Source organism: Belnapia sp. AC561, from assembly GCF_979252845.1.
This window is the reverse complement of sequence record NZ_CEEDBP010000002.1, coordinates 177299-200006: the sequence shown is the minus strand read 5'-3', so window position 1 is coordinate 200006 and position 22708 is coordinate 177299. Positions and strand designations below refer to the sequence as shown.

The following is a 22708-nucleotide window of genomic DNA, read 5'->3' as shown; positions in this document are numbered from 1 at the left end:
AGGGGCAGGATTGATCCGCGGCGCCACAGGGATTACCCCAAACCAGAATATCCGATGGGAAACGCCGCGTGAGCGAAACAACCGAGCCGACGATCATCGCCCGCATCGAGGGCGCCGCCGCCACCCTGCTGATGAACCGCCCGAAGACGCTGAATGCCCTCGACCTGGCGATGATCCGCGGCTTCCAGTCGGCGCTGGATGCCTGGGCCACCGACCCGGCGGTGAAGCTCTTCATCGTCGAGGGCGCTGGCGGCAAGGCCTTCTGCGCCGGCGGCGACGTCCGCCGGGTGCGCGAGCAGGCCATCGCCGGCGACGAGGCCAGCATCGAGGCCTTCTTCGCCGAGGAATACCGGGTCAACCGCGGCATCGCCACGCTCGGTAAGCCCTGGGTCTCGCTCATCGACGGCGTCTGCATGGGCGGCGGCATCGGCGTCTCGGTCCATGGCCGCCCCGTCGTCGTCACCGAGACGGCGCTGCTGGCCATGCCGGAGACCGCCATCGCGCTCTTCCCCGATGTCGGCACCAGCTACATCCTGCCGAAGCTGCCCGGCGCCATGGGCAACTGGCTGGCCCTGACCGGTGCCCGGTTGCGCGGCGCCGATTCCGTCCACGCCGGCCTCGCCAGCCACTTCGTCCCCAAGGCGAAGCTGCTCGCCCTGCGGGAGGCCCTGTTGACTGGCGACGCCGGCGCGGTCGACCGCTTCGCCGAGACGCCACCCGAGGCCAGCTTCGCCCCGCATCGCGCCGCCATCGACCGCTGCTTCGGCCAGGCGAGCCTGCCCGCCATCCTCGCGGCGCTCGCCGCCGAGGGCACCGACTGGGCGGCGGAGCAGACCAAGATCCTCCGCCGCATGTCGCCGACCAGCCTCTGCGCCTCGCTGGAGCTGCTCCAGCGCGGCGCCAGGGCGAGCCTCGACGAATGCCTGGAGATGGAGCTCGCGCTCGGCCGCAACGTGGTCAACCGCCACCCGGACTTCCGCGAGGGCGTCCGCAGCGTGCTGGTGGACAAGGGCAGCACCCCGAGCTGGAGCCCGGCGACCATCGAGGCGGTGGACCCCGCCGCGATCAAGGCGCTGTTCGAGGCCTGACCGGGGCGTGCTGGCGGGGCGCGTCAGCGCCCCGCCAGCACCAGCACCACGCCCAGCACCACCGTCAGCGCCCCCAGCACCTCGGCCCGGCTGGGCGATTCCTTCAGGTAGAAGCGGCTGAACAGCAGGGTCATCAGGATTTCCACCTGCCCCACGGCCCGCACCAGCGCGACCGGGGCCAGCGCGAAGGCGCTGAACCAGCAGGCCGAGCCGCAGGCGGACAGCGCGCCGACCTGCGCGCTGGTCCGCCAGGTCGTGAAGACCGCCCGCAGCTGCGCCGGCTCCCGCGCCAGCAGCCAGCCGCCCTGCATGATAGTCTGCAGGATATTGGCCACCACCAGGGTCACCAGTGCCCGCAGGATCGGGTCCTCCCCGGGCAGGGACAGGTTGGCGGCCTTCACCAGCACGCTCGTCAGCGCGAAGAAGAAGCCTGCGGCCAGGCCGCAGACCGCCGCCGGCTGCACCGTCGCCCGCGCCAGCTCCCGGAAGGACGCGGCCCGCCCCGCGAGCGACAGCCACAGCACCCCGCAGACCCCGATGGCGATGCCGAGCCAGGCCAGCGCCGAGATCCTCTCCCCCAGCAGCACCAGGGCGAGGATGGCGCCCTGCACCGCCTCGGTCTTGGCATAGGCGGTGCCGACGGCGAAGCCGCGATGCCCGAAGGCCATGATCAGCAGGTTGGTGCCGAGGATCTGCCCCAGCCCGCCGGCCGCGCAGAGCAGCAGGAACTGGCCGTTGAAGGCCGGCACTGTCCCGCCGGCGGCCGCCATATAGGCCACCAGCAGCGCCGCCCCCACCGGCACGCCATAGAGATAGCGCACCACCGCCGCCGCATTCACCGAAAGCTGGCCGCGCAGCTTCTGCTGCATCGCGGTCCGCCAGCATTGGAACAGCGCGGCGGTCAAGGTCACCAGCACCCAGAGTTGCATCGAGCCCGCCCGCCACCTATGAGCGCCGAGCCTAGGCGGAGCGCCGAGACCGTGCCAATCCCGCGTTTCCGCCGCCCAGGGTTGCTCCTGCTGCTCGGCCTGCTGCTGCCGCTACTCGTCTCCCTGGCGTTGAACGCGCGCTTCCGCACCGTGGCGGAGCATAGCGGCGACAGCCAGACCTATCTGCTGGCCGCGCATGGCCTCGCCCGGCACGGCAGCTATGGCCTGACCGGCGATGCCACCGCCGCGCTGAGCCGCGAACCCGGCTATCCCCTGCTGCTGGCCGGGCTGATGCGCCTGGGCACGCCGCTCGCCGCCTTCACCCCGGCCTGCCTCGCCGCGCCCGGCGCCTGCCCCGATGCGCTCTACCGCCCCGCACGCTGGGCCAATCTGGCGATGGTCCTGGCCAGTGCGCTGGTGCTCGCCTGGGTCGCGCTGCGGCTCACCGGCTCCGCCGTCGCCGCCGTCGTCGCCTGCGCCTATGTCGCGCTGAACCAGCAGATGCTGAAAGGCCGGTGGGAGGTGATCTCGGACTACCTCGCCCTGCTGCTGGTCACGCTGCTGCTGGCCGCGCTGCTGCACTGGATCCGCCGGCCGGGGGCCGGCCGGGCCATCGCCGCCGGCCTCGCCGCCGCGGCGCTGGTCCTCACCAAGGCCATCTTCCTGCCGCTGCTGCTGCTGACCGCGCCCCTGCTCCCGGCCCTCGCCTGGCCACCGCTGCGCCGCCGTCTGCCGAAACATGCCGCCTTGCTGCTGCTGGCCGCGCTGCTGCCGGTGCTGGGCTGGATGCTGCGCAACCTCCTGGTTGCCGATGCCTTCGTGCTGACCGATGCCCGTTCCGGCATCGCCCTGTCGACGCGGGAGGTCTACCTCGGCATGCAGGCCCGGGAGATCGCCTGCGCCTTCGTCTTCTGGACCCGCGGCATGGGCGATGGCCTCGCCCGGATGCTGTTCGCGCCCGAGGTCTGGCAGCCCTTCCAGATCGATATCCCCGGCGGCTACTACGACATCGGCCAGAACCGCTACCTGCCCTGGGTCGCCCGCGTCGCCGCGGAGCAGGGCCTGACGGAGGCCGCCGCCCGCGCGGTGGTGGACCGCAGCCTGCGCGACGCCTTCCTCGGCAATCCGCTCGGCTGGCTGGCCAGCTTCCCGCCGCTGGTCTGGCGCGGGCTCTGGATCGATGAATTCATCGTCCTCGGCCTGCCCGCCCTGGTCGCGGCCAGCGCCTGGGCCCTGCGGCGGCGGCGCTGGGCCTGGCTGCTGCTGCTGACGCCCGGCTGGTACAACCTGCTGGCCTATCCGGCCGTCAGCCTCAACATGCCGCGCTACCAGGTCACGGCGGTCCCGGCCTTCGCCCTTGCCGCCGCCCTGGTCGCCCTATGGCTGGCCGCGCGCCTCAGCTCGCGTCGAGCTGCAGGCCTTCCTTCTGGATGACGCCGCGCCACTTGGCGATCTCGCCGGTGATGAAGCGGTCGAACTCCGCCGGCGTCACCTTGAAGGGCACGCCACCCAGTTCGTCGAAGCGCTTCCGGGTTTCCGCTTGGTCGATGTAGGCATTCACCTCGGCATTCAGGGCCGCGGTGATCTCGGCCGGGAGCCCGGCCGGGCCGAACAGGCCGAACCAGGTATTCACCTCGTAGCTCGCCAGTTCCGGCAGCGTCTCCCGCATGGTCGGCACATCCGGGAGCTGGGCATTGCGCTCCGCCCCGGTCACCGCCAGCGCCCGCACCCTTCCGCCGCGGATATGCTCGATCACCCCGGTCAGGTTGTCGATCATGAAGCCGATGTTGCCAGAGAGCAGCTCGGTCTGCGCCGGGGCGCTGCCGCGGAAGGGCACGTGGATCGCCTCCACCTGCAGCAGCTGCAGCATCCACACCGGCGAGAGATGCGTCGATTGCCCGACGCCGGTGGAGCCATAGCTGATCTTCCCGGGGTTGGCCCGCAGCCAGGCGACGAATTCCGCCATGGTGCGCACCGGCGTGTCGCTGTTCACCACCAGCACGTTCGGGCCGCGGATGGTCCCGGCGATATTGGTCAGCTGCGCCGGCGTATAGGGCAGGTTGCGGAACAGCGAATAGGTGATCGCCTGCGGCCCGATATTGCCCTTGAACAGGGTCAGCCCATCCGGCTTGGCGCGGACCACCTCCATGGTGCCGATCGTGCCGCCGGCCCCGGTACGGTTCTCAACCACCACCGGCGTGCCCCAGCGCGCCTGAAGGTGCTGCGCCACCAGCCGCGCCATCACGTCGGTGGTGCCGCCGGCGGCCGCGCCGACCACGATCCGCACTTGGGTCCGCGGCCGCCACGTGCTCTGCGCACGCGCCGAGACCGGCAGGAGTAGCGGCAGCGCCAAGGCCGAGCGGCGGGTGAGGGCGCTCATCAGCTCAGATCCATCTGCAGGCCCTCCTGGCGGATGACATTGCCCCATTTCTCGCCCTCGGCGCGGACGAAGGCGGCAAACTCCTCCAGCGTGCCGTGCAGCGAGACGCCACCCATCTGCCGCCAGCGCGCCTTCACCTCCTCGGTGTCCTGCCAGGTCTTCATCGCGCTGTTGATGGATTGCGCGATCGGCCGCGGCGTCACCGCCGGCAGGAAGATGCCGAACCAGGTATTCACGTCGAACTGCGCCAGCTCCGGGATCGTCTCCCGCGCCGCCGGCACGTCCGGCAGCTGCGGGTTGCGCTCGGCGCTGCTGACCGCCAGCGCCCTCACGCTGCCGTCGCGCACCTGCTGGATGCCGCTGGTCAGGTTGTCCCACATGTAGTCGATGTTGCCGGCGACCAGCTCCATCATCGCCGGGCCGGCGCCGCGGAAGGGCACGTGGATCGCCTCGGTCTTCGTCGCCTGGTTGAACCAGACTCCGGTGAGATGCGGCGACTGCCCGACGCCGGGGGAGCCGAAGCTGAGCTTGCCCGGATTGGCCTTCAGATAGGCGACCAGCTCCGCCACCGATTGCGCCGGGATACCCTTGCGCACCACCAGCACATTCGGCCCGCGCACCGTGCCGGAGACGGGCAGCAGCGCATCCTTGCCATAGGGCAGGCTCCGGTACAGCGAGAGGCCGATGGCCTGCGGCCCGATATTGCCGAGCAGCAGGGTCTGGCCATCCGGCGCGGCGCGGACGACCTCGGCGGTGCCGATGACGCCGCCGGCGCCGGAGCGGTTCTCCACCACGCAATTCTGGCCGAAATGGCCCTGCAGGAAGGGCGCCAGCAGCCGGGCGCTGATATCCGCCGTGCCGCCCGGCGCCGCCGGGACCACCAGGCGGATGGGCTGGTTCGGCCGCCACTCCGAAGCTTGAGCCTGGGCGAGCATTGGCGTGGCGAGCAGGCTGGCGAGCGTGGCCCGCCGCGTGATCCTGGACATGATGTTTCCCCGGGGTGGCCTATTGCCCCGGAGAATGCCCCGGAACGGTTCAGCCGACCAGCCCGAGCCCGTTCAATCCTCCCAGCATTTCCGGCCAGCGCCGCGCCTCGGCCGATTGCCGCAGGATGCGCGCCCAGGCGACCCAGCCGGACCAGGCGATGCGCTTGTCCCAGGCGGTGCCCCAATCCGACAGGAGCGCCAGCCCCGCCTCGGCATGGTCCCGCGCCGCCGCCCAATCCCCCGCCGCCAGCGCGAGCTGCGCCAGCAGCAGCCGGGGCTCGGCGACATAGGGGTTGTGCGCCGCCGCCCCTTCGAGCGCCCGCCGGGTCGGGTCCGGGCTGCCGATCGGCAGCGCCCGCGTCACCGCCTGCCAGTACAGCGTGGCGGCCGCCATCTCGTCCGCCGGGTCCAGCACCGCGGTGCAGCGGGCAAAGACGGGCGGCACCGGCAGCCCCCACTCCGGCGGCATGTCGCCCAGCGGCTTGGCGAGGCGGGAGAGCATCGACAGCGCGCTGGCCGTCGGCTTCAGCGGCCCCGGCCAGAGCGCCGCCGCCCAATGCTCGGCCACCCGGCGCGGCTTCTGCGGCCCGGGGAAGCCCGTGAAGATCTCGTCCTGCCAGGAATGCCATTGCTCCGCGATATCGGCGAGCGTGGCGATGGCAAACACCGCCACGTCCTTCATGCTGAGCAGCACGTCGGGCTTGCCCTCCCGCTCCAGCGCCATGCCTTCCTCCGGCAGGTCGCCGTCTTCCAGCAGCCGCCGCATGAAGAGGCTGCGGGGCATGACGCAGAAGGTATGGATCAGCCGCTCGGCTTCCTCCCCGACGGCCGCCGCCAGCTCCGCCCGGTTGCCCGAGGCATCGAAGAGCTTCAGGTCGACGTATTCGTTGGAATAGACGCTGTGGAACAGGCCGAGCAGCCGCACCTCCCGCGGCTGGTCCCACAGGGCGAGCGTCCGGTAGACGCCCAGCAGATGGTCCTTGAAGGTCCCCGCCTTGTGCCAGTCCTCCCCGGCGGCGCGGGAGAAGAGCAGCTCCAGCAGCTTCGGCAGCCCGGGGTCGATGGCGGCCCAGTCGTCGGCCAGCAGCGGTTTCAGCAGGGGATGGAGGTATTCGGACATGGTGGGGCCTTCCGGCAGGATGGCCCCAGCTTGTAGCCTTCGCCAGTCCCAGGAAAGACCCGGCCATGGCCACCACGCTCATCCGCAGCCGCGCCATGATCACCCGCACCCTCTCGGCGACGGAGTGGGAGGAGGTGGCCGATGGCGCCATCCTGCAGGAGGACGGCATCATCGCCGCCACCGGCACCTACGACGACCTGCACCGCCGCCACCCCACCGCCCCGGTGGTGGGCACGGGGCGGGAGGTGATGCTGCCCGGCTTCGTCAACGGCCACCACCATGTCGGGCTGACGCCCTTGCAGCTCGGCTCGCCCGACATGCCGCTGGAGCTGTGGTTCGTGACGCGGATGGTGGCCCGCACCCTGAACGTCTACCTCGACACGCTCTATTCAGCCTTCGAGATGATCGGCTCCGGCATCACCACCGTGCAGCACCTGCACGGCTGGTCCCCCGGCCGGCTGCCGGAGGTCGAGGCCCGCTCCGCCGAGCTGATCCGCGCCTATGAGGACATCGGCATGCGGGTCTCCTACTGCCTGGCGCTGCGCGACCAGAACCGGCTGGTCTATGGCGCCGACCAGGACCTCGTGGCCAGCCTGCCGCCCGAGCTGCGCGGCCCGATGCAGCGCTGGTTCGACCGCTTCCAGCTCTCGCTGGAGGACAACCTCGACCTCTTCCGCAACCTCCACCGCAGCCATGATGCCAAGCGCCGGGTGAAGGTGCAGCTGGCACCGGCCAACCTCCACTGGTGCTCGGATCAGGCGCTGGCGGCGCTCGGCGACCTGTCGCGCGAGTACGACGCGCCGATGCACATGCATCTGGTCGAGACCGCCTACCAGAAGGAATACGCCCGCCGGCGCGGCGGCGGTACCGCGGTGGAGTATCTCGACCGCTTCGGCCTGCTCGGCCCCAATCTGACCATCGGCCACGGCACCTGGCTGAACGCGCGGGACATCGACCGGCTGGCCGAAACCGGCAGCTGCGTCTGCCACAACTGCTCCTCCAACTTCCGGCTGCGCTCCGGCGTCGCGCCGCTGAACCGGCTGGAGGCGGTCGGCATCAATACCGCCATCGGCCTGGACGAGGCCGGGATCAACGACGACCGCGACATGCTGCAGGAGATGCGGCTGGTGCTGCGGGCGCATCGGGTGCCGGGCATGGACCCGGCCGCGGTGCCGCGGATGGCCCAGGTGCTGCGCATGGCGACCACCGGCGGCGCCCGCACCACATCCTGGCGGGACAGCCTCGGCACGCTGGAGGTGGGCAAGGGCTGCGACCTGTCCCTGATCGACTGGGACAGCATCGCCTATCCCTACCTCGACCCGCTGACGCCCTTGCTCGATGCCGTCATCCAGCGCGCCAAGTCGAGCGCGGTGCGGACCGTCGTCTGCGACGGCGAGGTCATCTACCAGGACGGCCGCTTCACCCGCGTCGACCGCGACAGCGCCCTGAAGCAGCTGCACGACGAGCTCTCGCACGCCCTCTCGGACGACGAGGTGGAGCGGCGGAAGCTGTCCAAGGCGCTGCTGCCGCATGTGCAGCGCTTCTACGCCGGCTACATCGACCCGGCGCGGCACGAACCCTTCTACCGGCCGAGCTCGCGGGTCTAGTCCTCGACCTTGTAGCGGAAGTCGCAATGCGTGGCCCCACCCATCAGGGTCTGGGTGCGGGTCAGCTTCAGCTTGTCGCTATACCCCTCGCAGAAGGCGCCGTCGCGGTTGCAGGACAGCACGCCGCCCAGCTCCGCCAGCCCCATCTCCCGGTACATCTCGGAATACTTGCAGCGGGTCACGTTGAAGCCGTAGCGGTCGGCCTCCTGCTCCACCACCTCGATCCGCAGCGCATCGCCGCGGGTCCAGCGCTCCTGCTGGCTGATGAAGTAGTCCAGCGTCGGCCCCTCCGGCGAGTCCGCCGCCATCTCCGCCGCCGCCTGCTTCGCCAGCTTCACCACCGCGCGCGTCAGGATCGCCTTGGCCTGCTCGGCGCCCAGTTCGGCCGCCATCTCCTCATAGATGCCCTTGGCGAAAGCCGCCTCGATGCGGCGCTGTTCCAGGATCCCGATGCTCATGCTTGCCCCCATGCCGTTGCGGCCGGACTATCGCCGCATCAGGGGAGGAAAGCACATGGAGATCCGCAGCGTCTGCGTCGCCGGGGGCGGGGTCATGGGCCTCGGCATCCTGCGCGGCTTCGCCAGCCGGGGCGTCGAGACCTGGCTGCTCAGCCGCGACCCCGCCACCCCCAAGCCCGGTCTGCCCGAGGCGACCCGCCGCATCGGCACCGCGGAAGGCCCGCCGCCCGACCTCTTCATCGAGAGCATCCCGGAGGACATGGCGCTCAAGCAGGAATTCCTCGCCGGGATCGAATCCGCCTGGGGCGGCCGGACGCTGATCGCCTCCAATACCTCCGTCCTGCCGCTGCAGGACCTGGCCGACGGCCTCCGCTTCCCGGAAGCCTTCTGCGGCCTGCACTACATGATGCCGGCCGATACCTTCGCCTTCGTCGAGCTGGTCGCCGTCCGGCAATCGGCACCGGCCATGCTGGACGCCATCGCCGACCTGCTCACCCGCTGCGGCCGCACCGCGCTGCGGCTGAACAAGCCCATCCCCGGCGCCCTCATCAACCGCCTGCAGCATGCCATGGCGAACGAGGCCTACCAGATGGTCGCCGAGGGCGCGGTCGATATCGCCACGGTCGACCTCGTCATCCGCCGGTTGCTCGGCCCGCGCATGGCCGTCACCGGGCTGGTCGAGCAGAAGGACCTCTCCGGCCTCGGGACCCACGCCGCCTCGCAGGCCGGGCTGGTGCCGGCGCTGCACCACGAGGGCCATGCCGCCGACTGGATGCTGGCACTGCCCCGCCGCGGCGAGACCGGCGCCGATTCCGGCCTCGGCTTCTACGACTGGCGCGGGACCGACCCGGCCGCCTACCGCGCCTTCGCCGCGGACTACGTGGCCCGATTCCTCGCCCTGCAGGCCGAGGCGGAGGCGGCCCGCGCCCTGGTTGCCCCGAGGCCGCGCCAGCATCCCGCCACGGATTGACCCTTCGGCGAAGGGCTGGATAGGCTCACCCGTCCCGGCGGAGATCAGCGCGCATGAGCAGCAGCTTCGAGTTCCAATCCCCCCTGCCGGGCGCCAGCTTCGGCGGTAGCATCCGCCATGCCGGCGATGCCGCCGCCTTCGTCGCCGCCGCCGAGGCCGAGCCGGATACCCTGCCGCACCTGCTGGGGAAGGCGCATGGCCTGCTGCTGGTCCCCGGCATGGGCGCCATGGCCGATGACCCCGGCCTGCTGCTCCGCCTCAGCCGGTTGTTCGGCCCCGAGGTCGAGAATTACCGGGAAACCGGCATGGCCGCGAACATGGTCCATCCGGAGGTGCCGGAGATCTTCGTCGTCTCCAACACGCCCCCCGCGCTGCGCCAGCCTCCCGCCATGCCCAACCCGCCGCTGACCGCCGAGGGCAGGCTGCCGGTCCAATTCCCGCATCGCCGCGGCTGGCATACCGACCAGAGCTACCGCCGCCCGCCGCCGGATGTCTCGCTGTTCCTCGGCGTGCTGCCGGTGCCGCAGGGCCAGGGCCAGACCCTCTTCGCCGATGGCACCGCCGCCTACGACGCGCTTTCGCCCGAGATGCAGGCGCGGATCGCGCATCTCGACGGCCTGCACGTTTCCTCCAACTTCGGCCGCAAGCGGGATGCGGTGCTGGCCGGGGAGACGCCGAAGCCGCTCGCCCCGCATCAGGCGCCGCAGCGCCAGCCGCTGGTCCGCATCCATCCCGTCACCGGCCAGCGTGCCCTCTACATGTGCGAATACGGCCAGATGGATTGGCTGGACGGCCCGATCGCCGGCATGGAGCCCGGCCCGCATGGCGCCGGCGGGGCGCTGCTCTGCGAGTTGATGACCCATATGACCCAGCCGCGCTTCGTGTATGCGCATGAATGGACCGCCGGCGACCTGGTCATCTGGGACAACCGCTGCACCGTCCATGCCGCGACCTGGTTCGACGCCGACAAGGAACGCCGCATCATGTGGCGCACCACCGTCAGCGGCAATCCGGGGGCCGCCTATGCCGGGGAGGCGAAGAGCTGGATCGCGGCATAGCCGCCGGGCCCGGAAGTCGTCCGGCGCGACCATAGGACGGCGATCGCCCGAACCCGCGGAAGGCTGTCGCGCCTCCGCCCTCATCCTCCGGCTGCGGGCCAGCATGCCGGCACGGAACAGTGAGATTTATTCACGCACCGACGCGTGGCGAATACCGTATTTTCCACGTCGCAGCAGCGACATGGGGATGCCAGGCAATGGCCAATCTCTTTGAGGAATTCACTGCCTCGATCGGCTCGATTGCGATGTACTTCGAGGAAGTGGCCGCCAGGGTCGACAAGAATCCGGTCAGCAATCCGCCGACCGAGGGTGATTGGATCGTGGTTTCCGAGGATCGCCACGTCATCGTCCTCTACAAGGACGGTGCCATCGTGAAGACCATCACGAGCTTTTCCACGGGCGGCACCTGGCATGGAAAGCCGCATCCGACGCCCACGGGAAAAGGCTTCAAGGTGATCCAGAAGGATGCCGACCACGAAAGCTCGCTCTACAAGAATCCGAAGACCGGCAGGCCCGCGAAGATGCCGCTGTATGTCCAATTCGCACCTGCGGTCGGCTTCCATGTCGGCGATCCCGGCACCGCCTCCCATGGCTGCATCCATCTGACCCAGTCGGATGCGCAATTCGTATTCGACTGGTCGCATGTCGGGACGACCCATGTCTGGGTCATCCCGAGGCAGCAGCAGCACAAGAAGGATGCGAAGGACGAGTGACGGCTGGGCGGCCTGGCCCAGGGCTGCCACGGCGCTCCCCGGATTTGTTCTTGCTCCGCCGAGCCTGCGCCCACACATCCACCGGGCAACGCCCGGAGCCACCATGGGTCTCGAGACCGACCTGCTGATCGACCGCCGCCGGCTCAAGCGCCGCCTGGCGCTGTGGCGCGGCTTTGCCGTGCTGGTGGTGGCCGGTGCCGCCATGCTCTGGCTGGCCCGCGGCACCGACCTGCCCGGCCTCGGCGCCGGCCATGTCACCCGCCTCACCGTCGCCGGCTTCATCTCCGACGACCGCAAACTGCATGAGGCGATCGACAAGCTGGCCAAGGACGGCAGCGTCCGCGCCGTGCTCGTCGCCATCGACAGCCCCGGCGGCAGCGTCGGCGGCGGGGAGGCGCTGCATGCCGCGCTCACCCGGCTGCGCGCCGCCAAGCCGGTGGTCGCCGTCATGCGCGGCACCGCCGCCTCCGCCGGCTACATGACCGCCGTCGCCGCGGAGCGCATCTATGCCCGCGAATCGACCCTGACCGGCTCCATCGGCGTCATCCTGCAGACCATCGACCCCTCGGAGCTGCTCGCCCGCCTCGGCGTGCGCGGGGAAGCGCTGGTCTCCGGCCCGCTGAAGGACCAGCCCAATCCCTTCCACCCCCTCTCGCCCGAGGGCCGCGCGGCGCTCCAGGGCGTGATCGGCGACATGTACGACCAGTTCGTCGCCAAGGTGGTCGCCGGCCGCCACCTGCCGGAAGCCCAGGTCCGCGCCCTGGCCGATGGCCGCGTCTTCACCGGCCGCCAGGCTCTCGCCGCCGGCCTGGTCGATGCCATCGGCGGGGAGGCCGAGGCCCGCGCCTGGCTGGCTGCCGAGAAGCAGGTGCCGGAGGCCTTGCCGGTCGAGGATCTCGACATTCGTGGCCCGGCGGAACGGATTTTCGGCGCAACCTTCCAGGGCTTCGTAAAAACCTTGGTTTCAGAATGGCTTGGCGTTGACGGACCCGGCCTGCTCTGGCAGCTTCCGCCACAGGCAACGGTGAGGTAGTAAGCCTCCCCCGCACCCGGGAAAGGCGGCGATGACCAAAAGCGAGCTGATCGCGCATCTGGCGACGGAAAATCCGCATCTGCGCCAACCCGATATCGAGCTGATCGTGGCGACGGTCTTCGAGGAAATCACCGCGGCCCTGGCCCGGGGAGACCGGGTGGAGCTGCGCGGCTTCGGCGCCTTCTCCGCCAAGCAGCGGGATGCCCGCACCGGCCGCAACCCACGCACCGGTGCCGCCGTTCCGGTGGAGGGCAAGGCCGTGCCCTATTTCAAGCCGGGCAAGGAATTGCGGGAAAGGGTGAATGGCGGCACGCCGCAACCCGCCCCCCGCAGTGCCCGTTCCCCGGCCACTTCGTGAGGCTGTGATGCTGCGCTGGATTCTGCTTACCCCCCTGCTGGTCCTGCTGATCCTGTTCGGCCTCTCGAACCGGCAGGAGGTCTATCTCTATCTCTGGCCCTTCGATCTGGCCTGGGCCGCGCCGCTCTCGGTCGCCATCCTGGTGATCGGGGCGCTGTTCTTCATCCTCGGCGCTGCCGTCACCTGGGCCGCCGGGCTGGTCCATCGCGGCCGGGCCCGCAAGGCGGAGGATGCCGCCCGCGTCCTCTCGGCCGAGCTGGCGGAATACCGCGCGGCGGCGGCCCGCAACATCGGCCCGGTGCCGCCCCCGGCCGGTGCCAACCTCGCCCGGTTGCAGCGGCCGGCCGCCTAGGCGTGCTGCAACGCCCGACGACGCCGGCGGCCCGGATCATCCCGGCGCTCGATACCCCGGATCTCGACCGCGCCGCCGCCCTGGCCACTGCCCTGGCGCCGGGCTGCGGCCCGGTGAAGCTCGGGCTGGAACTCTTCACCGCCCAGGGGCCGGCGGCCATGCACCGCGTCACCCCGCTGGCGCCGGTCTTCCTCGACCTGAAGCTGCATGACATCCCGAATACCGTGGCCGGCGCCGTCAGGTCGCTGCTGCCGCTGCGCCCGGCGATGCTGACGCTGCATGCGGGTGGTGGCGCGCCGATGATCGCCGCCGCCCGCGCCGCCGCCGAAGCCGCCGGCGCCGAGCGCCCCATCCTGCTGGCCGTGACCGTCCTGACCAGCCTCGATGCCGCCACCCTGGCCGCCACCGGCGTCGCCGGCAGCCCGGCCGAGCAGGTGCTGCGCCTCGCCCGCTTGGCCCATGAGGCCGGTGCCGATGGCCTGGTCTGCTCCCCGCAGGAGGTCGCCGCCATCCGCGCCGCCCTGGGTCCTGGGCCGCTGCTGGTGGTCCCCGGCGTCCGCCCCGCCGGCAGCGCCGCGGATGACCAGTCCCGCACCGCCACCCCCGCCGAGGCCGTCGCCGCCGGGGCCGACTGGATCGTCGTCGGCCGCCCTATCACAGGCGCGGCGGATCCGTCTGCCGCGATGCGCGCCATCGCTGCTGGCCTGCCGCAATGACCCTCGTGAAAATCTGCGGCATCAACGATGCCCCCGGCTTCGACGCGGTGGCCGAGGCCGGCGCCGACATGGTCGGGCTGGTCTTCTACCCGCCGTCCCCCCGCGCGGTGACGGCGGCCGAGGCCGCCACCCTCTCCGCCCGGGTCGAGGGCGGCCCCCTGCGCGTCGGCCTCTTCGTGGACCCGACCGATGCCGAGCTGGATGAGGTGCTGGCCGCCCTGCCGCTCGGGATGATCCAGCTGCATGGCTCGGAAAGCCCCGCCCGTTGCAGCGCCATCCGCGCCCGCACCGGCCTGCCGGTGATGAAGGCGGTCGGCGTCGGCGACCCGCGCGACCTGGAGGGCCTGGCCTTCTACACGCCGACGGTCGACCGCTTCCTGCTGGATGCCAAGCCCCCCGTCGGGGCCGAGCTGCCCGGCGGCAATGCCGCGCCCTTCGACTGGAGCCTGACCGCCGGCCGCACCATCCCCCGTCCCTGGCTGCTGGCCGGGGGGCTGACGCCGGAGACGGTGGTGGAAGCCATCCGCCAATCCGGCGCCATGGGGGTGGATGTCTCCTCCGGCGTGGAGCGGGCGAGGGGGGTCAAGGACCCGGCCCGGATCGCCGCCTTCGTCGCCGCGGTGCGCGGGGCAGGGGTCTAGCCGCCTTTCCCCAACTGTCCGGCTGCTCTATGACGGCCGCCAGATCAGGGGAAAGCTCGTGAACAAGCCGCTGGCCAATTCCTTACGCCCCAATTCCTTCAAGCAGGGCCCGGACAATCGTGGCCGCTTCGGCCAATTCGGCGGCCGCTTCGTTGCCGAAACGCTCATGCCGCTCATCCTCGAGGTCGAGCAGGCCTATGAATCGGCCAAGCGCGACCCGGCCTTCGATGCCGAATGGCGCCGCCTGCTGAAGGACTACGTCGGCCGCCCCAGCCCCCTTTGGTACGCCGGCCGGCTGACCGAGCACCTGCGCGCGGAGGCCAAGGACCCCAACCTCGGCGCCAAGGTCTATTTCAAGCGCGACGAGCTCAACCATACCGGCGCCCACAAGATCAACGCCGTGCTCGGCCAGATCCTGCTGGCCAAGCGCATGGGCAAGACCCGCATCATCGCGGAAACGGGCGCCGGCCAGCATGGCGTGGCGACCGCGACCGCCTGCGCCCTGTTCGACCTGCCCTGCACGGTCTTCATGGGCGCGACCGACGTCGAGCGGCAGCAGCCCAACGTCTTCCGCATGAAGCTGCTCGGCGCCGAGGTGATCCCGGTCACCTCCGGCGCCGCGACGCTGAAGGATGCGATGAACGAGGCGCTGCGCTACTGGGTCGCCAATATCGCGGATACCTACTACTGCATCGGCACCGTCGCCGGCCCGCACCCCTATCCGGTGATGGTCCGCGACTTCCAGTCGGTGATCGGCGAGGAAGCCAAGGTGCAGATGCAGGAGGCCGAGGGCCGGCTGCCGGATGCGCTGGTCGCGGCGATCGGCGGCGGCTCCAATGCCATGGGCCTGTTCTACCCCTTCCTCGACGACCCCTCGGTCGAGATGTTTGGCGTCGAGGCTGCCGGCCATGGCGTCGAGACCGAGCAGCATGCGGCCTCCCTCACCAAGGGCCGCCCCGGCGTGCTGCACGGCAACCGCACCTACCTGCTGCAGGATGGCGACGGCCAGATCACCGAGGCGCATTCGATCAGCGCCGGCCTCGACTACCCCGGCGTCGGCCCGGAGCATTCCTGGCTGCACGAACTCGGCCGGGTGCAATACGTCCATGCGACGGATGACGACGCGCTGGCCGCCTTCCAGCTCTGCTCGAAGCTCGAGGGCATCATCCCGGCGCTGGAACCGGCGCATGCCCTGGCCCATGTCATCCGCCAGGCGCCGACCCTGCCGCGCGACAAGATCATCCTGATGAATCTCTGCGGCCGGGGCGACAAGGACATCTTCACCGTGGCCCGCCATCTGGGAGTCGAGATGTGAGCCGCATCGCTTCGAAGTTCGCGGCGCTGAAGGCGGCGGGCCGCGGCGCGCTGGTCACCTACCTCCAGGGCTACGACCCGGATGGCGCGACCTCGCTCGCCATCCTGCGCGGCCTGCCCGGCGCCGGCGCCGACCTGATCGAGGTCGGCGTGCCCTTCACCGACCCGATGGCCGATGGCCCCTCCATCCAGCGGGCCGCCCAGCGGGCGCTGAAGGCCGGCGCCACGCTCGCCGGCGTGCTGGCCCTGGTGCGGGACTTCCGCCGCGACGACGACACCACGCCGATCATCCTGATGGGCTACTACAACCCCATCCTCGCCTTCGGCGTCGACCGCTTCTGCACCGAGGCGGCCAATAGCGGCGTCGATGGCCTGATCGTCGTCGATGTCCCGCCGGAGGAAGCCGACGAGATCGAGCCCCAGGCGAAGGCCGCCGGCCTCGACCTGATCCGGCTGGTGGCGCCGACCACCGACGACGAACGCCTGCCGCGCGTTCTCGCCGCGACCAGCGGCTTCGTCTACTACGTCTCGATCACCGGCATCACCGGCACCCGCAGCGCCTCCGCCGCCTCGCTGGAAGCCGCCATCCCCCGCATCCGCCAGCATACCGGCCTGCCGATCGCCATCGGCTTCGGCATCCGCACCCCGATGCAGGCCGCCGAAGCCGCGAAGCTGGCCGATGGCGCCGTGGTCGGCACCGCCCTGGTCGATACCCTGGCCGCCAGCCTGAACGAGGACGGCAGCGCCCGGCCCGAGACGGTGCGGCTGGTGCTGGACCAGGTGCGGGCGCTGGCGGAAGCGGTGCACGGATAGGGCTGCAACCAGCGCCTACCGTCCTTTTTCGCGCCGCCAAGCCCCGGAGACCCGCATGAACTGGATCAGCGAATGGGCGCTGCCGAAGATCAAGACGCTCTTCGGCGCCCCGCGCGAGGTGCCGGAGAACCTCTGGCACAAATGCCCCGCCTGCGAGCAGATGATCTTCCACCGCGACCTCGAGCGGAACCTGCACGTCTGCACCCATTGCGGCCACCACATGCGGGTCGGCGCCCGGCAGCGGCTCGACTACACGCTGGATGCCGGCTGGTCGCGGATCGAGCTGCCGAAGGCGCCGCAGGACCCGCTGCGCTTCCGCGACCAGCGCCGCTACGTCGACCGGCTGCGGGAAACCCAGACCAAGACCGCGCAGGAAGATGCCGTGGTGGTCGCCCATGGCAGCATCGAGGGCAGCAAGGTCGTCGCCGCCGCCTTCGAGTTCAGCTTCATGGGCGGCTCCATGGGCGCCGGGGTGGGGGAGGCGCTGGTCACCGCCGCCCGCCTCGCCGTGCTGCAGGATGCGCCGCTGGTCGTCTTCACCGCCTCGGGTGGCGCCCGCATGCAGGAAGGCGCCATCAGCCTGATGCAGATGCCGCGCACCGTCATCGCGACGCGCATGGTGAAGGAGGCCGGCCTTCCCTATATCGTCGTCCTCTGCGACCCGACCACGGGCGGCGTCACCGCCAGCTTCGCCATGCTGGGCGATATCCAGATCGCCGAGCCCAATGCCCTCATCGGCTTCGCCGGCGCCCGGGTCATCGAGCAGACGGTGCGGGAGAAGCTGCCCGAAGGCTTCCAGCGCGCCGAATACCTGCTGGAGCACGGCATCCTCGACATGGTGGTGAAGCGCGGCGACATGCGCGCCACCCTGGCCCGGCTGATCGGCCTGCTGCGGGTGCCGGAACGCCTGGTGGAACCCGCGCCGGAAGCCATGCTCGCCCTGGCGGCCCCGGCCGAGGCGGAGCCCGCGGCGCCGCCGGCGTGAGCCGCCTCCAATGAGCCGCTCGGAGGCGATCCTCGATCGCCTGCACTTGCTCCACCCCGTCCTCATCGACCTGAGCCTGGACCGCCTCCAGGCGCTGCTCGTCAAACTCGGCCATCCGGAGCGCCGGCTGCCGCCGGTGATCCATGTCGCCGGCACCAATGGCAAGGGCTCCACCTGCGCCTTCCTGCGTGCCATCGCGGAAGCCGCCGGGCAGCGGGTGCATGTCTTCACCTCGCCGCATCTGGTCCGCTTCCACGAACGCATCCGCCTCGCCGGCACGCTGGTGGACGAAGCCATGCTGGCCGCGGCGCTGGAGGAGGTGGAGGCGGTGAACGACGCCGCCCCGATCACCGTCTTCGAGGTGATCGCCGCCGTCGCCTTCCTGCTCTTCGCCCGTATCCCCGCCGACCTGCTGGTACTGGAAGTCGGCCTCGGCGGCCGCTTCGATGCGACCAACGTCATCGCCGACCCGGTCGCCACCGCCATCACCAGCATCTCCATGGACCACATGGAATTCCTCGGCGACAGCATCGGCAAGATCGCCTTCGAGAAGGCCGGGATCATCAAGCCCGGCATTCCCTGCGTCACCGGCCGGCAGGACCCTGCGGCGCTGGCCGTCGTCGCCGATTGCGCCGCCGCCGCCGGCGCCCCGCTGCTGGCCCGCGACGCCGATTGGACCATGGCGCCGCGCGACGGCGGCCTGCGCTTCGCCGATGCCGCCGGCCCGCTGGACCTGCCGCCGCCCGGGCTGCTCGGCCCGCATCAGGCGGACAACGCCGGCATCGCCATCGCCGCGCTGCGCGCCTGGGCGCCGCCCTGGCTGACGCCGGCCGCCATCGCCACCGGCATCGCCGCCGCCGAATGGCCCGGCCGGCTGCAACGCCTGCGGGGCCGCCTCGCCGCCACCCTGCCGCCGGGCTGGGAGCTCTGGCTGGATGGCGGCCACAATGCCGGCGGCGGCGCGGCGCTTGCGGCGCAGGCGGCGCTGTGGCGGGACCGGCCGCTGCACCTCGTCGTCGGCATGAAGGGCACCAAGGTCGTCGCCGACTTCCTCCGCCCGCTGCTGCCGCATGCCGCCAGCCTCTGGGCCGTCGCCGAACCCGGCCAGCATCTGGCGACGCCGGTGGAGCGCATCATCGAAGCCAGTGCCAGCCTGGGGGGCGAGCCCGCCCGTCCCGGCCCCACCGTCGCCGCGGCCCTCGCAGCCCTGCCCACCACCGGCCCGGCCGCCCGGGTATTGGTTTGCGGCAGCCTCTACCTAGCCGGCGAGGTCCTCAAGCTGGACGTGGAAGCCTGACCCGAAGGGCTTCCCCCGGGGCCTAAACGCCCACCCCCAGCTCCCGCAGCCGCCGCCGCAGCGCATAGACCTGGTCGAGCAGCGACAGCACCACCGGCAGCGCCGTCTCATCCACCGCCAGCCGGTCCCGCAGCTCGAGGATCAGCCGCACCCGCTCCACGTCGATCTCGTGGAAGACCAGCGCCTCCGCCTCGGCATCGGGCCGCACATAGCCCTCGGCGATCCAGCGCTGCAGGTCATCCGGCTCCAGCCCCTCGACGCGGGTGAGGAGGATATCGAAGGTGATCATGTCTCCGCCTCCAGCCCGGCGCGCGGATCGGCGGGGTGCTCGGGCTTCCACTCCCGCAGGAAGGCCTCCAGCGCCGGGTCGGGCCGGCCGATGACGACCCGCAGCGTCAGGAACAGGTCGCCCGCCGGCCGCGCGCCGAAGGCCGCCACGCCCTTGCCGCGCAGCCGGATCTGCCGGCCCGTGTCGCTGCCCGCCGGCAGGGTCACGCGCAGGGTGCCCGAGGGCGTCGGCACCTCCACCGCGCCGCCCAGCACCGCCTCCTGCAGCGTCACCGGCAGCTCCAGCCGCAGGTCCATCCCGTCGCGGCGGTAGTGCGGATGCTCCGCCACCTCCAGCTCGATCAGCGCATCCCCGGCCGGGCCGCCGTTGCGCCCGGCCCCGCCCTGGCCGCGCAGCCGCAATACCTGGCCGGTGACCACGCCGGGCGGGATCTTCACGTCCAGCACCTGCCCATCCGGCAGGGTCAGCCGCTCCGTCGCGCCCTGGACCGAGGCCTGGAAGGGCACGTCCAGCCGGTAGCTGGCATCCCGGCCGCGCCGCGGGCCGGAAGCGGCGCGCCCCCGCGCCTCGAACATCTCGGCGAAGATATCCTCGAAGCCGCCCGCATTCGCGTAGCGCTCGCCCTCGGCCGCCTCGGCATGCTGGCGATAGGCCCCCTCCCGATAAGCCCCGGCCGGGCGCTGCTCCTGCCCCTCGGCATCGATCTCGCCGCGGTCGAAGCGGGCGCGCCGTTCGGGGTCCGACAGCAGGTCATGCGCCGCCGAGACCGCCTTGAACTTCGCCTCCGCCTCCGGCTTGCCCGGGTTGAGGTCCGGGTGATGCTGCCGGGCCAGCTTGCGATAGGCGGATTTGATCGCCTCCGGAGTCGCGTCGCGCGCGACGCCAAGCACTGTGTAAGGATTGTCCGCCATGCCGGTATCCTTCAGGCCGGACGGCGTGGTGGGGCCGTCCCGGCAAGCCACAAGATTGCGCGCCGCACCCGCCCGGGTCCAGCGCGCGACCGTTCAAAAGCCGTCGGTCAAAAGCCCTCGGCCAAAAGCCGCCGGTCAGAAGCTGATCCGGGTCCCGACGTACACGCTCCGCCCGTCGCCCGGATAGAAGACGGCGGTATTCGCCCCCGCGGCCCGGGCATTCTGGATGGTGCCGAGATCGCTGACATAGCGCTTGTTGGTCAGGTTCCGCGCATCGAGGAAGACCGAGACGCCCGGCGCCACCGTCACCCCCGCCTCCAGCCCCACCTTCATGTAGGCATTGGCCCGCAGCGTATTGGCGTAGTCCGCCCAGGCCCCCTGCGGCACCCAGTCCAGGACCGGGGAGACGAAGCCGCGTCCCTCCGGCGCCGCATAGGTCAGCGCCGTGCGCAGCACATGCGGCGGCAGCCCGGCGACGCGGTTGTCGCCATATTGCCGGTCGTGGCGGAAGCGGAAGTCGTTCCAGGTCCAGACCTGCCGCAGGGTCAGCCTGTCCCCCGGCGCGGCCAGGCCCCGCGCCAGGTCGACATGCCCGGCGAATTCGACGCCCTGGTTCACCGTGGCGCCGGCATTGAAGGTGCTCGCCGGGATGCTGGGGTCCACCGTGAATTGCAGCAGCTGCCCCCGCAGGTTGGAGCGGAACAGGGTCAGGTCCCAGCCATAGCCCTCGAAGCGCCCGCGGGTCCCGGCCTCCACCGTCCAGGCGCGCTGGGCCTGCAGCGGGGTCCAGAAGGGCCGGTTGTTCACCGTCTGCAACTGGTCGGAGAAATCGGGCACGTCCTGGCTGCGGGTGATGTTGCCGAACACCTGCACCTGCGGCCGCGGCTGCCACAGCAGGCCGAGCTTCGGGTTCAGCCCGTCGTAGCTGCGGCTGAAGCGCTGGCCGCTCAGCCGGTTCTCGTAGTCCCGCTCGTCGTGCAGCACCTTCGCCCCGGCGACGATCGCGACGGTCGGCAGCACCCAGAGCCGGTTTTCGGCGAAGCCCTCGTAATTCGCCGCCCGCTGCACGCCATTGGCGGTCAGCCCGTTCCTCGATCCGCGCAGGTTGTTGTACTGCAGGGCATCATTGGTGCCGGCGAAGTACCGCCCGCCGATGACCAGGTCGTTGGCCAGCCCGGCCACGGTGAAGCGGCCGGTCCAGCGCGGCGCCACGCCCCAGGTCAGCCCATCCTGGTCGATCACCTGGAAGATCGGGTGATAGAGCCGCTTGTGGATCACCCAGCTATCGACATCTATCTGCCCCGCATCCAGCCGGATGGTGGTGCGGTTGGCGAAGCGCTCGGACCAGACGTTCCGCGCCTGGTTCTGCGCCAGCGCCGAGGCCGTGGCGGTCTGCGGCCGGCCCAGCGCATCGCCGAGGCTGAGCGAGCCGGGCAATTGCTGCCGGATGATATAGGCCCCGGCGTAGAAGCGGGTCTCGACCCGGTCCGAGATGCGGTAGCCGACATTGGCGTTGAACTGCTCGTACTGGCTGCGGCTATGCGCCCGCCAGCCGTCCGAATGCGCCACGCTGCCGGCCGCCAGCGCATCCCAGTCACCGGCGATCGCCGAGGCCTGGCCGGACAGCCGCCAGGTCCCATGGCTGCCGCCCTCGACGCGCAGCGTATTCGCCTCCGTCGCGGTCCGCGCCGTGGGGGTGATGAAATTCACCGCCCCGCCCAGGGTCGAACTGCCGAAGGGCAGCGCATTGCCGCCGGGATAGACCGCGGCGGCGCGAACGGCCGTGGGGTCGATCTGGTAGAAGTCGCCGCTGCCATCGGCGAGGTTCACCGGGACGCCGTCCTGCAGCACCTCCACCCCGCGCAGGTGGAAGCCGCGGGCGATGCCGGAGCCGCGGATCGACAGCCGCAGCTCCTGCCCATAGCGGTTCTGCACGAAGACGCCGGGCGTATCGGCCAGCACGTCGCGCAGGGTGAAGGCGTAGCGATTGGCGAATTCGGTGCCATCGACGAAGCGGGCGGCAGCCGGCGTCTGCTCCACCGCCTCCCGCTGGGCAGCGATGGAGGGCGCGGTGAGCGAGCCCGGCTGCCGCCCGGTGACCACGAGGTCGGGCAGGCTGACCGCCGGCGCGGCGGGTTGCGCCAGGGCCTGGCCGAAGGGGAAGGGGGCGATGCCGGCGAGCAGCAGGGCGCGCCATGGGGCACGCAAAGTTCGGGACATGGAAGACGCTTTCCTGACGACGGGACGATCGCGCCGGCGGGGCCGGCGCGGGCGGGCGCATGCGTCAGGCGGTCGGCGGGGCTCTCGGCTGCTGCGGCGGCGCGCGGGCGGGTGCCGGCGGCATCCCCGCCACCAGCCGCGGGACCGCCACCGCATAGGCGAAGCGGGCGGCCGGCAGCTCCGGGCCATCGGGCAGCGCGGCGGTGGCACCGGGGCAGAGCGGGCAGCTGTCGTGGTTTGCGGCACCCGGCGCGGCGGGCTGGCCCTCGGCATCCAGGTGCAGGGTGCGGATGCCGTCGGTGGTGCAGATTTCCACCGCCTGGCCGGCCCCGAGCGCCCCGATGCAATGTGCGAAGGCGCCGCCCCACTGCATCACCAGCAGCAGGGCCAGCACCACCGTCAGCAGGGGCGAACGCCGGACCATGCCGTTGCTATGGCGCATCCGCCCGGGGCTGTCACCCTTGCCCGAG

The 22708-nt window shown here is 71.2% G+C and carries 24 protein-coding genes; 15 read left to right on the top strand and 9 right to left on the bottom strand.

The window, feature by feature from the left end:
- Window positions 1–68 precede the first annotated feature (68 nt).
- Window positions 69–1088: an enoyl-CoA hydratase/isomerase family protein gene (locus tag AC0IW9_RS02650; RefSeq protein ID WP_471646655.1), complete on the top strand. Its 1020-nt coding sequence runs from the start codon at window positions 69–71 to the stop codon at window positions 1086–1088.
- Window positions 1089–1111: 23 nt separating this feature from the next.
- On the opposite strand, the gene AC0IW9_RS02645 is transcribed toward AC0IW9_RS02650, so the two are convergent.
- Entirely contained in the window at window positions 1112–2017 is a 906-nt protein-coding gene (locus AC0IW9_RS02645) for an EamA family transporter (protein WP_471646654.1), read from the bottom strand.
- Window positions 2018–2068: 51 nt separating this feature from the next.
- Here AC0IW9_RS02645 and AC0IW9_RS02640 point away from each other — a divergent pair, with 51 nt between their 5' ends.
- On the top strand, window positions 2069–3451 hold the full coding sequence (locus tag AC0IW9_RS02640; RefSeq protein WP_471646653.1) for a hypothetical protein: 1383 nt from the start codon (window positions 2069–2071) through the stop codon (window positions 3449–3451).
- Here AC0IW9_RS02640 and AC0IW9_RS02635 read toward each other — a convergent pair.
- Genes AC0IW9_RS02635 through AC0IW9_RS02625 form a run of 3 tightly spaced genes read right to left on the bottom strand, consistent with a single transcriptional unit; the run spans window position 3414 to window position 6503 of the window.
- Entirely contained in the window at window positions 3414–4397 is a 984-nt protein-coding gene (locus tag AC0IW9_RS02635) for a Bug family tripartite tricarboxylate transporter substrate binding protein (protein ID WP_471646652.1), read from the bottom strand. The genes AC0IW9_RS02640 and AC0IW9_RS02635 overlap by 38 nt on opposite strands.
- Window positions 4397–5383, bottom strand: coding sequence for a Bug family tripartite tricarboxylate transporter substrate binding protein (locus AC0IW9_RS02630; RefSeq protein WP_471646651.1), 987 nt, complete (start codon window positions 5381–5383; stop codon window positions 4397–4399). The genes AC0IW9_RS02635 and AC0IW9_RS02630 overlap by 1 nt, the downstream gene beginning before the upstream one ends.
- 49 nt (window positions 5384–5432) lie before the next feature.
- Entirely contained in the window at window positions 5433–6503 is a 1071-nt protein-coding gene (locus AC0IW9_RS02625; RefSeq protein WP_471646650.1) for a DUF6817 domain-containing protein, read from the bottom strand.
- 65 nt (window positions 6504–6568) lie between these two features.
- On the opposite strand from AC0IW9_RS02625, the gene AC0IW9_RS02620 reads away from it, so the two are divergent.
- Window positions 6569–8110, top strand: coding sequence for an amidohydrolase family protein (locus AC0IW9_RS02620; RefSeq protein ID WP_471646649.1), 1542 nt, complete (start codon window positions 6569–6571; stop codon window positions 8108–8110).
- Here the strand turns inward: AC0IW9_RS02620 and AC0IW9_RS02615 are convergent.
- Window positions 8107–8568, bottom strand: coding sequence for an L-2-amino-thiazoline-4-carboxylic acid hydrolase (locus tag AC0IW9_RS02615; protein WP_471646648.1), 462 nt, complete (start codon window positions 8566–8568; stop codon window positions 8107–8109). The genes AC0IW9_RS02620 and AC0IW9_RS02615 overlap by 4 nt on opposite strands.
- 55 nt (window positions 8569–8623) lie before the next feature.
- Here AC0IW9_RS02615 and AC0IW9_RS02610 point away from each other — a divergent pair, with 55 nt between their 5' ends.
- From AC0IW9_RS02610 to AC0IW9_RS02555, 12 genes are all read left to right on the top strand, one after another.
- Window positions 8624–9538 carry a 3-hydroxyacyl-CoA dehydrogenase family protein gene (locus AC0IW9_RS02610; protein WP_471646647.1) on the top strand — a complete coding sequence of 305 codons (915 nt, stop codon included), beginning with the start codon at window positions 8624–8626 and terminating at the stop codon, window positions 9536–9538.
- 53 nt (window positions 9539–9591) lie between these two features.
- Window positions 9592–10596, top strand: coding sequence for a TauD/TfdA dioxygenase family protein (locus AC0IW9_RS02605; protein WP_471646646.1), 1005 nt, complete (start codon window positions 9592–9594; stop codon window positions 10594–10596).
- Window positions 10597–10793: 197 nt separating this feature from the next.
- Entirely contained in the window at window positions 10794–11309 is a 516-nt protein-coding gene (locus AC0IW9_RS02600) for a L,D-transpeptidase family protein (protein WP_471646645.1), read from the top strand.
- A 103-nt stretch (window positions 11310–11412) separates the two neighbouring features.
- Window positions 11413–12342: a signal peptide peptidase SppA gene (gene sppA, locus AC0IW9_RS02595; protein ID WP_471646644.1), complete on the top strand. Its 930-nt coding sequence runs from the start codon at window positions 11413–11415 to the stop codon at window positions 12340–12342.
- Between the two features lie 31 nt (window positions 12343–12373).
- Window positions 12374–12700 (top strand): integration host factor subunit beta, encoded by a 327-nt coding sequence (ihfB, locus tag AC0IW9_RS02590; protein ID WP_471646643.1) that lies wholly within the window; start codon window positions 12374–12376, stop codon window positions 12698–12700.
- Window positions 12701–12707: 7 nt separating this feature from the next.
- Complete coding sequence (locus AC0IW9_RS02585; RefSeq protein ID WP_471646642.1) at window positions 12708–13052, top strand: LapA family protein; 345 nt, start codon at window positions 12708–12710, stop codon at window positions 13050–13052.
- Window positions 13053–13054: 2 nt separating this feature from the next.
- Complete coding sequence (gene pyrF, locus AC0IW9_RS02580; RefSeq protein ID WP_471646641.1) at window positions 13055–13768, top strand: orotidine-5'-phosphate decarboxylase; 714 nt, start codon at window positions 13055–13057, stop codon at window positions 13766–13768.
- Window positions 13765–14409, top strand: a complete 645-nt coding sequence (locus AC0IW9_RS02575; RefSeq protein WP_471646640.1) for a phosphoribosylanthranilate isomerase — start codon at window positions 13765–13767, stop codon at window positions 14407–14409. Before pyrF ends, AC0IW9_RS02575 begins: the two co-directional genes overlap by 4 nt.
- Window positions 14410–14467: 58 nt before the next feature.
- Entirely contained in the window at window positions 14468–15724 is a 1257-nt protein-coding gene (trpB, locus tag AC0IW9_RS02570) for a tryptophan synthase subunit beta (RefSeq protein ID WP_471646639.1), read from the top strand.
- Window positions 15721–16536, top strand: coding sequence for a tryptophan synthase subunit alpha (gene trpA / locus AC0IW9_RS02565; protein WP_471646638.1), 816 nt, complete (start codon window positions 15721–15723; stop codon window positions 16534–16536). The genes trpB and trpA overlap by 4 nt, the downstream gene beginning before the upstream one ends.
- A gap of 55 nt (window positions 16537–16591) precedes the next feature.
- Window positions 16592–17521: an acetyl-CoA carboxylase, carboxyltransferase subunit beta gene (gene accD / locus AC0IW9_RS02560; RefSeq protein WP_471646637.1), complete on the top strand. Its 930-nt coding sequence runs from the start codon at window positions 16592–16594 to the stop codon at window positions 17519–17521.
- A gap of 10 nt (window positions 17522–17531) precedes the next feature.
- On the top strand, window positions 17532–18818 hold the full coding sequence (locus AC0IW9_RS02555) for a bifunctional folylpolyglutamate synthase/dihydrofolate synthase (protein WP_471646636.1): 1287 nt from the start codon (window positions 17532–17534) through the stop codon (window positions 18816–18818).
- A gap of 22 nt (window positions 18819–18840) precedes the next feature.
- Here the strand turns inward: AC0IW9_RS02555 and AC0IW9_RS02550 are convergent, their stop codons facing one another.
- The 4 genes from AC0IW9_RS02550 to AC0IW9_RS02535 all read right to left on the bottom strand — a co-directional run bounded on the left by AC0IW9_RS02550 (window position 18841) and on the right by AC0IW9_RS02535 (window position 22680).
- The gene (locus tag AC0IW9_RS02550) at window positions 18841–19107 is read right to left on the bottom strand and encodes a chaperone modulator CbpM (protein WP_471646635.1); all 267 of its coding nucleotides are present in this window, start codon (window positions 19105–19107) and stop codon (window positions 18841–18843) included.
- The gene (locus AC0IW9_RS02545; RefSeq protein ID WP_471646634.1) at window positions 19104–20018 is read right to left on the bottom strand and encodes a DnaJ C-terminal domain-containing protein; all 915 of its coding nucleotides are present in this window, start codon (window positions 20016–20018) and stop codon (window positions 19104–19106) included. Before AC0IW9_RS02545 ends, AC0IW9_RS02550 begins: the two co-directional genes overlap by 4 nt.
- Window positions 20019–20153: 135 nt before the next feature.
- On the bottom strand, window positions 20154–22238 hold the full coding sequence (locus AC0IW9_RS02540) for a TonB-dependent receptor family protein (RefSeq protein WP_471646633.1): 2085 nt from the start codon (window positions 22236–22238) through the stop codon (window positions 20154–20156).
- A gap of 64 nt (window positions 22239–22302) precedes the next feature.
- Window positions 22303–22680 (bottom strand): DUF2946 family protein, encoded by a 378-nt coding sequence (locus AC0IW9_RS02535; protein ID WP_471646632.1) that lies wholly within the window; start codon window positions 22678–22680, stop codon window positions 22303–22305.
- Window positions 22681–22708: the final 28 nt, after the last annotated feature.